This window comes from Desulfonatronovibrio hydrogenovorans DSM 9292 (assembly GCF_000686525.1).
GTDB classification, from domain to species: domain Bacteria; phylum Desulfobacterota; class Desulfovibrionia; order Desulfovibrionales; family Desulfonatronovibrionaceae; genus Desulfonatronovibrio; species Desulfonatronovibrio hydrogenovorans.
Map to the genome: position 1 here is coordinate 106,418 of NZ_JMKT01000001.1, position 7,544 is coordinate 113,961.

Below are 7,544 nucleotides of genomic sequence, written 5' to 3' on the forward strand. Positions count from 1 at the left end.
GCTAAGCACGACAAACCATCCGGTTCTCCTTCAGCCGGACAGATATGCAACCATGACCACTGACAAGGCTTTTACACCTGACCGGACAGAACTTGAAAAACAGCTTGTCCGTCTGGAGCGCCAAGCCTACCACCTGAACATTATCAATGAGTCCCTGAGGGAACTCACCCTGCTGGAGGACCAGGAAGAGATCCTGGAAAAATTCCTGCTGACCCTGATGGGAGCCATGGGCACGGCCTGTGCCTTTGTAATCAAGATTGAACAGCATGGAGAGTCGACTTGTTCTGAAACCAGGGGAATCAGCGAACAGGAAGCCTCCCGCCTCCAGACTGCAGGCAGTGAAATATATGCAAAATTCTTCAGCCACCTGGATTCCCAGGAAGATGTTCTGCCCAAACAGGTCAGGCTGACAGCTGTCAACGAGTATCCTGAAGTCAGCGGACAGGACATTATCTGGCCGGCCCGGACCAGGCTGCTTGTCCAGTGGACCCTGGACTCGGAATGCTTCGGCTTTATCGGCCTGGGTTCCAAAATTGACGAAACAGATTATTATGACCGGGAAACCGATTTCCTGCTCAGCATGACCGAAGTGCTGATGGATTCCCTGAAACTGGCCCGCTCTTCAGCCCAGGTCAGGATGCTGAACAATGACTTGATGCTTAAAAATCAGCAGCTGGGCAATGCCCTGTCCCAGGCCCGCAAGGCACAGATGGACCTGGACAGGCAGCTTTTCCATTTCAAAGCCCTGTCTGAGACATCAAGGGAACTGAGTGGAATATTCGACAAGAAAAAACTTCTGGACAACTTTCTGCTCATGGCCCAGGGAACCATCAGCGCCCGCTCAGGATTCATAATCCTCTTTGATGCCCTTGAAAATACATCCATTCTGTCCAGACGGGGCGACCAGACCAGGGAGCTGCAAAATATTGATAAAGAACCTCTGAAGAAGTTCGTTCTCTCATTTTATCCATCTCCTGCATGCTTTTCCCTGCCGGACTTCAAGGTTCAATCCCTCAAGGAAAGCATTGCCTCGGTCAGAGCCCTGAATCTTCCGGTTGACACGGGAATCGTTTTCAGCCTTGATGAAAACTATTACGGAATCATGGGCTTTTCTTCCAAAATCACCCAGCAGGAGTTCACTGCTGACGAGGAAGACCTGCTGGTTTCTCTGTGCAGGAATTTTCTGCTTTCCCTGGAAAACGTTCTCTCCTTTGAGATCATTCAAAAGCTCAATCTGGACCTTGGCCGGAGAAATTACGAGCTTTCCAAGACCATTGAAGAACTCAGGCAGGCCAGGGACAGAGTCAATGTCCTCCAAAAGGCCAGGAACAGAATCAGCGGTCTGGTTCAAAAGGAAGCCCTGCGCCTGGAACGGGTAGGCGTCCTGGACTTTGCGTTCATCATCGTCCTGACTCTGGTCCTCAGCCTGACCTATAATCTGTCAAGCCCGGCCGGGACCAGCCCTATTCCTGAAACATGGACCTTTTCCACTCCTCCCTCCATTGAAACCGACTGGGCAGCCTTGAAGCACAGAAACAAGGCCTCGATATTTGTCGATGCCAGACCCAATGAATTTTACAACCAGGAAAGGATTGCCGGAGCGGTCAGCCTGCCCCTGAACCTGTTCGACTTCATCTACATGATGCGATTTGCAACTATGGACCCTCAAAAGGAAATCATTGTCTATGGCCGGAACATCAGCCGGAGATACGATGAAAAGGTCGCCCATGAACTGATCCTGCGGGGACATAAAAATGTGCTGATCCTTCCCGGTGGTCTGAGGGAATGGAAAAAGCTCAATCTGCCGGTGGAGCCCTGAAATGAGTAGTGTTTCAAAATACCTGGGTAAATTTCTGACCAGCCCTTATCTGGCCTTGATCCTCAGGGTCTATATCGGCGGACTCTTTATCTACGCCAGCATGTACAAAATCAACTACGGGGCCGAGTTCGCCGAAACCATTGCCGGTTATCAGCTGGTGCCCTACTGGTCGGTCAATCTTCTGGCCATCACCATGCCCTGGCTGGAACTCATCTGCGGTATCATGCTTGTGGCCGGATTCAGGGCCAAATCAGCCACAGTCATCATTTCCTTTCTTCTGGTCCTGTTCACCATAGCCGTGTTCATCAACCTGCTGCGCGATTCCCCCATCAGTTGCGGCTGCTTCAGCAGCGCTGACGCACCCATCAGCTGGATGACCGTAGTCAGGGATCTTGTCTGGCTGGGGATGTGCATTCATATTTTCTTTTTCGACAAAATATTTCATGTTGAAAACAGGTTCACAGCCATGCTGAAAAAAATCTGACCTGTAGGGTACAAGGAATCACCATGTTTAATACCATGATCAAGCTAATCCCTGTAGTGCTGCTGCTGATCGTCATCAGTGCCTGCACTGACCAGTCTGCCATGACCGGCACCTATAAAGGAGCAGAAAAAGACGCTCCTGGTGTCCAGTCTCAGATAGTACTCAAAGACAACGGCGAGGGCACCTGGGAAACCGACATCGACCTGGTCCAGTTCAGGTGGAAAGTCAGAGGAAGCGAAATCTGGCTGCACACCAAGACCGGAGGGGTCATCCTGGGTACCCTGACCCCGGATGGATTCCACCTCGATCTGCCCAATGTGGGAACATTTGTTTTCATCAAGCAGAGCCCATGAACTGATCCGGCCAAAGGTCAAACCAACCAGTACCCCAGCAATCGTCCCGGCCAGACCCACCCACCATATCCAGATCCGGTGTCGCTGTCAGAACACATCTAAACCTGCTTCTGCCCTTTGCACCACTACTTAATAGACAAGCTGAACTATCTATCCCAGAGGTCCTGAAGATCCAGTTGCCTTTCCAGAAAGAACAACTTATGCTTAGCGCAAGATATTGCACTGCTACCGGACTTGCGCCATGAGACTAAATACCTATGAACACATAATAAAATCAAGAAAATCTGCCCATAAGTTTCTGTTGAAATTTTGCTGGAAAAACCATCAGAGGTTCTGCCCCAGGTGCAGCAACAGAAAACTGTACAGTCTGGGTTCAGGAAGACGGAGGTGTTCCAGGTGCAAGTATACTTTCCACGACTTCAGCCTGAGATTCATCAACTTTGCCCGACTGTCCCCCAGGCAGTGGCTGAGATTCATCAAACTCTTTGAGCTGGAGGTTGATCCGGACATGATGGCTGATCAGCTGGGGGTCAGCTACAACACCATCCGCAAGGCCCTGACCATCTCCAGGCTTTCGGTTCTGGCCGGCTCCCTGGACGGTCCCCAGATAATCAAAAACCTGAAGCTGGTATCTCTTCTCAGAAACAGCAGCGCCCCTGATTTTCCCTCTCCGGTCCTGGGGATCCTTCCCAGCCGGGGCAAGGTGTTTATTGATTACATCCCTGACCTGACTCTGGAAACCCTGCTCCATTTCAGGCTGAACTTCTTTCTCCGGACCAGGTGCATGGGTAGAATCATCTATACGGCTCCCTATAAAAAATATCTGAGTCTCATCGCCTGGGATGACGGCTTTTTCTCACATCGCAAGATCAGCTATGAGCGGGATAAACTGCCCTTGGATACGCACAAAGAATTCTGGCCCTATGCCAGTTCCAAGCTGAAAAAATTCAGAACCGTAAACCCGTTGCGGCTCCTTCTATATCTCAAAGAGCTTGAATTCCGGTTCAACCACAGTAACGAGGACCCGTTCCCGGCCTTGTGCTCCCGCCTCTGCTCCTTTGTGCCAGATCTTGAATAAAAAAAACCTTTTGACTTTTCCCCCCTGCTCACCAATCAGTTATCATAAGCAAAAGGCCAAAGACCTTTTGCCCGGTATTGCAGTAAAGGCCGGCCACATTTTTTAATCCTTTTATAAGGAATGGCTATGCTGAATCAATTCACACCTTTTACCGGTCTCGGCTTTGACCTGACCATGGCGACAGAGAAATGCCGGGACATGATCCTTTCCCGGTTTGAAGACCGGGATCAGCCTTTTTTCCAACATGATTACACTCCCTGGGGATTTGATCTTCTCATTCATCTCAACAGGGAGACTGGAGGCAGTTAATGTTAATCAACTTGCAGGAGGAATTATGAAACTAGGCCGAAGAGAATTCATCAAACTGTCGGCTACAGCCACAGCTGTAACCGCCTTTGGCGGACTGGGCTTCAATTTAAAGCCCACCGTTGCCCAAGCCCAGCTCCTTCAAATCAACTGGGCCAAAGAGAGCACCACCATCTGCTGTTACTGTTCAGTCGGATGCGGTCTTATTGTCCACACCGCTCAAGAAGGTCCGGGAAGAATCATCAACACCGAAGGTGATCCTGATCACCCCATTAACGAAGGCTCCCTCTGTGCCAAGGGTGCTTCAGTCTATCAGCTGGCTGAAAATGACAAGCGGGTCACCCAGGTCCTTTACCGGGCCCCTAAAAGCACCAAATGGGAAGAAAAAACCTGGGAGTGGGCCCTGGACCGCATCGCCCAGAAAATCAAAGAAACCAGGGATGCGACCTTTACTGAAACCAATGCCCAGGGCCAGATGGTCAACAGGTGCAACGGCATTGCCTCTGCCGGTTCTGCTGCCCTGGACAACGAAGAACTCTGGCCCTATCAGTCCATGCTCAGGGCTCTGGGCCTGATCTATATCGAGCACCAGGCCCGTATCTGACACAGCGCAACTGTTGCGGCTCTGGCAGAGTCGTTCGGACGCGGTGCAATGACCAATCACTGGATCGACCTTAAAAACAGTGACTGCATACTCATGATGGGCAGCAACCCTGCCGAAAACCACCCCATCTCCTTTAAATGGGTCCTCAAAGCCAAGGAAAAGGGCGCTAAACTGATCCATGTTGATCCCCGGTATACCAGGACAACCAGCCTGTCTGATCTCTATGTCCCCCTGAGGTCCGGCTCGGATCTGGCATTTCTGGGTGGCATGATCAAGTATCTTCTGGATAATGACCTTTATTTCCGGGACTATGTAGTCAACTATACCAATGCTTCCTTTATTGTCGGCCGGAGATACAGTTTCACCGACGGCATATTCTCCGGTTTTGATCCCAGAACAGCCACTTATGACAAGTCCTACTGGGCCTTTGAAACCGACAGAAGAGGAGTGCCCCAGCGGGATAACACCCTGCGCCATGAGCGCTGTGTGTTCAACCTCATGAAAAAACATTATGAGCGCTATGACCTGGATACTGTATCCCAGGTCACTGGAACCACCCAGGAGGAGCTGCTCAGCGTTTATCAGGCCTATGCCGAAACCAGGAGGCCGGACAAGGCTGGGACAGTCATGTACGCCATGGGTTGGACCCAGCACACCACAGGCGTCCAGATCATCAGGGCCATGTCCATGATCCAGCTCTTGCTGGGCAATATGGGAGTAGCCGGCGGCGGAGTGAATGCCCTGCGAGGCGAGTCCAATGTCCAGGGTTCCACAGACCAGGCTCTGCTCTACCATATAATTCCTGGCTACAATCCGACCCCGAGGGCCACAATGCCCACCCTGGCCGACTACAACAAGGCCAATACACCGGTGAGCAATGATCCCAAGAGTGCCAACTGGTGGCAGAACAGACCCAAGTACATTGCCAGCCTCTTAAAGGCCATGTATCCTGATGCTGATCTGGATCAGGCCTATACCTTCCTGCCCAAACTCGACGCAGGACAGGACTGCTCCTTTCTGGTCATGTTTGATGAGATGCTCAAGGGCAATATCAAGGGATTTCTCTGCTGGGGCCAGAATCTGGCCGGATGCCTTTCCCACTCCAACAAGAACCGGGAGGCCATGACCAAGCTGGACTGGATGGTGGTGGTGAACATTTTCCACAATGAGACCTCTTCATTCTGGGAAGGTCCGGGCATGGATCCAAAGCAGATTGACACTGAGGTCTTTTTCCTGCCCTGCGCAGTCTTTATGGAAAAAGAAGGCTCTGTAACCAATTCAGGCCGGTGGATGCAGTGGAGGTACGAGGCTGCCAAACCCCTGGGCAACACCTGGCATGACGGGGACATCATGTACGGCCTCATTGAGCGGGTCAAAAAGCTCTACCAGAATGAAGGCGGAGCATATCCCGATCCCATTGCCAGCCTGGATACAAGCCAGTGGGTTGACGACACCAAACACTTTGATCCGCACAAGGTTGCCAAGCTCATCAATGGCTACTTCCTTAAAGACACCACCATCGGCACCACCACCTACAAGGCCGGGACCCAGGTTCCCAGCTTTGCCCTGCTCCAGGACGACGGCTCAACCTGTTCCGGAAACTGGATCTACTGCGGTTCATACACCGAACAGGGCAATATGGCTGCCCGAAGGGACAAGACCCAGACTGAAATGCAGGCCAAAATCGGCCTATTCCCCAATTGGTCATGGGCCTGGCCGGTCAACCGCAGAATCATCTACAACCGGGCTTCCTGCGATCCAAGTGGCAGGCCCTATGCTCCGGACAAGGCTGTTGTGACCTGGGACGGGTCCAGCTGGGTCGGTGACGTGCCCGATGGAGGCTGGAAACCGGGAGAAAAGCATCCATTTATTATGCGGGCCCATGGTTTTGGACAACTCTACGGTCCAGGCCTTAATGATGGACCATTCCCGGAATATTACGAGCCCCTGGAATGCCCCTTTGAAGAACAGCCCTTTTCCAGTGTCCTGCACAACCCCACAGCCCTGACCTTTGAACTGGACAAGATCGCCAGCTGCGACCCCAGGTACCCCTTTATCTGTTCAACTTACAGGGTTACCGAGCACTGGCAGACCGGGCTTATGACCCGCTGGACACCATGGCTTCTGGAGGCCGAGCCCCAGAACTTTGTGGAAATCAGCCCGGAGCTGGCCAGATTGCGGGGCATAGAAAACGGGGACATGACCATCGTGGAAACAGTCAGAGGAGAAATAGAAGCTGTGGCCATGGTTACCCACAGGGTAAAGCCCTTTACCATCATGGGCCAGACTATCCACCAGATCGGGGTTCCCTTCCATTATGGATGGGTTCATCCCAAATACGGTGGAGACTCAGCCAATCTGCTCACTCCTTCAGTGGGCGACCCCAACACCGGTATCCCGCAGACCAAAGCCTTCATGGCCAATGTGCGTAAAAAGTAAGGAGGAATGACTGATGGATGGAAAAGGTTTTTTTATAGATCTTACCAAGTGCACAGCCTGCCGTGGATGCCAAGTCGCATGCAAGCAGTGGCATAAGCTGCCGGCTGAAGAAACCCGTAACTGGGGTTCTCACCAGAATCCCAAAGATCTCTCGTTCATCACCTACAAGGTAGTCCGCATGAACGAAATAGTTGAAGATAATAAACTCAAAAACTGGGTCTTCTTTCCGGATCAGTGCCGCCATTGCCTGAGCCCGCCCTGTAAAATGGTCGGGGACATGGACGATGAACAGGCCATCCTGGAGGACTGGAACACAGGAGCTATCCTGTTCACCCAGCGCACCCAGAACCTGTTCTTTGATGAAATCCGCAATTCCTGTCCCTATGACATACCCAGGGAAAACGAAAAAAGTCTGATCATGTCCAAGTGTGACATGTGCAATGACCGGGTCACCAACGGAC

At 51.8% G+C, this 7,544-nt stretch carries 7 protein-coding genes; all 7 read left to right on the top strand.

Going from position 1 to position 7,544, the window contains the following annotated elements; translation table 11 throughout:
- Nucleotides 1-52 precede the first annotated feature (52 nt).
- Nucleotides 53-1,819, top strand: a complete 1,767-nt coding sequence (locus P771_RS0100575; RefSeq protein ID WP_028573605.1) for a rhodanese-like domain-containing protein — start codon at nt 53-55, stop codon at nt 1,817-1,819.
- A 1-nt stretch (nt 1,820) separates the two neighbouring features.
- Nucleotides 1,821-2,303 (top strand): MauE/DoxX family redox-associated membrane protein, encoded by a 483-nt coding sequence (locus P771_RS15965; RefSeq protein WP_035243681.1) that lies wholly within the window; start codon nt 1,821-1,823, stop codon nt 2,301-2,303.
- A 23-nt stretch (nt 2,304-2,326) separates the two neighbouring features.
- Nucleotides 2,327-2,656 carry a hypothetical protein gene (locus P771_RS0100585; protein WP_028573606.1) on the top strand — a complete coding sequence of 110 codons (330 nt, stop codon included), beginning with the start codon at nt 2,327-2,329 and terminating at the stop codon, nt 2,654-2,656.
- Nucleotides 2,657-2,897: 241 nt separating this feature from the next.
- The gene (locus tag P771_RS0100590) at nt 2,898-3,734 is read left to right on the top strand and encodes a transposase (protein WP_028573607.1); all 837 of its coding nucleotides are present in this window, start codon (nt 2,898-2,900) and stop codon (nt 3,732-3,734) included.
- A gap of 126 nt (nt 3,735-3,860) precedes the next feature.
- A complete protein-coding gene (locus P771_RS0100595; RefSeq protein ID WP_028573608.1) occupies nt 3,861-4,043 on the top strand; it encodes a hypothetical protein in 183 nt (60 codons plus the stop codon).
- 25 nt (nt 4,044-4,068) lie between these two features.
- Complete coding sequence (fdnG, locus tag P771_RS0100605) at nt 4,069-7,083, top strand: formate dehydrogenase-N subunit alpha (protein ID WP_084301543.1); 3,015 nt, start codon at nt 4,069-4,071, stop codon at nt 7,081-7,083.
- Nucleotides 7,084-7,096: 13 nt separating this feature from the next.
- Nucleotides 7,097-7,544, top strand: a 448-nt coding sequence (locus tag P771_RS0100610; protein ID WP_028573611.1) for a 4Fe-4S dicluster domain-containing protein, incomplete at its 3' end; no start/stop codon positions are given.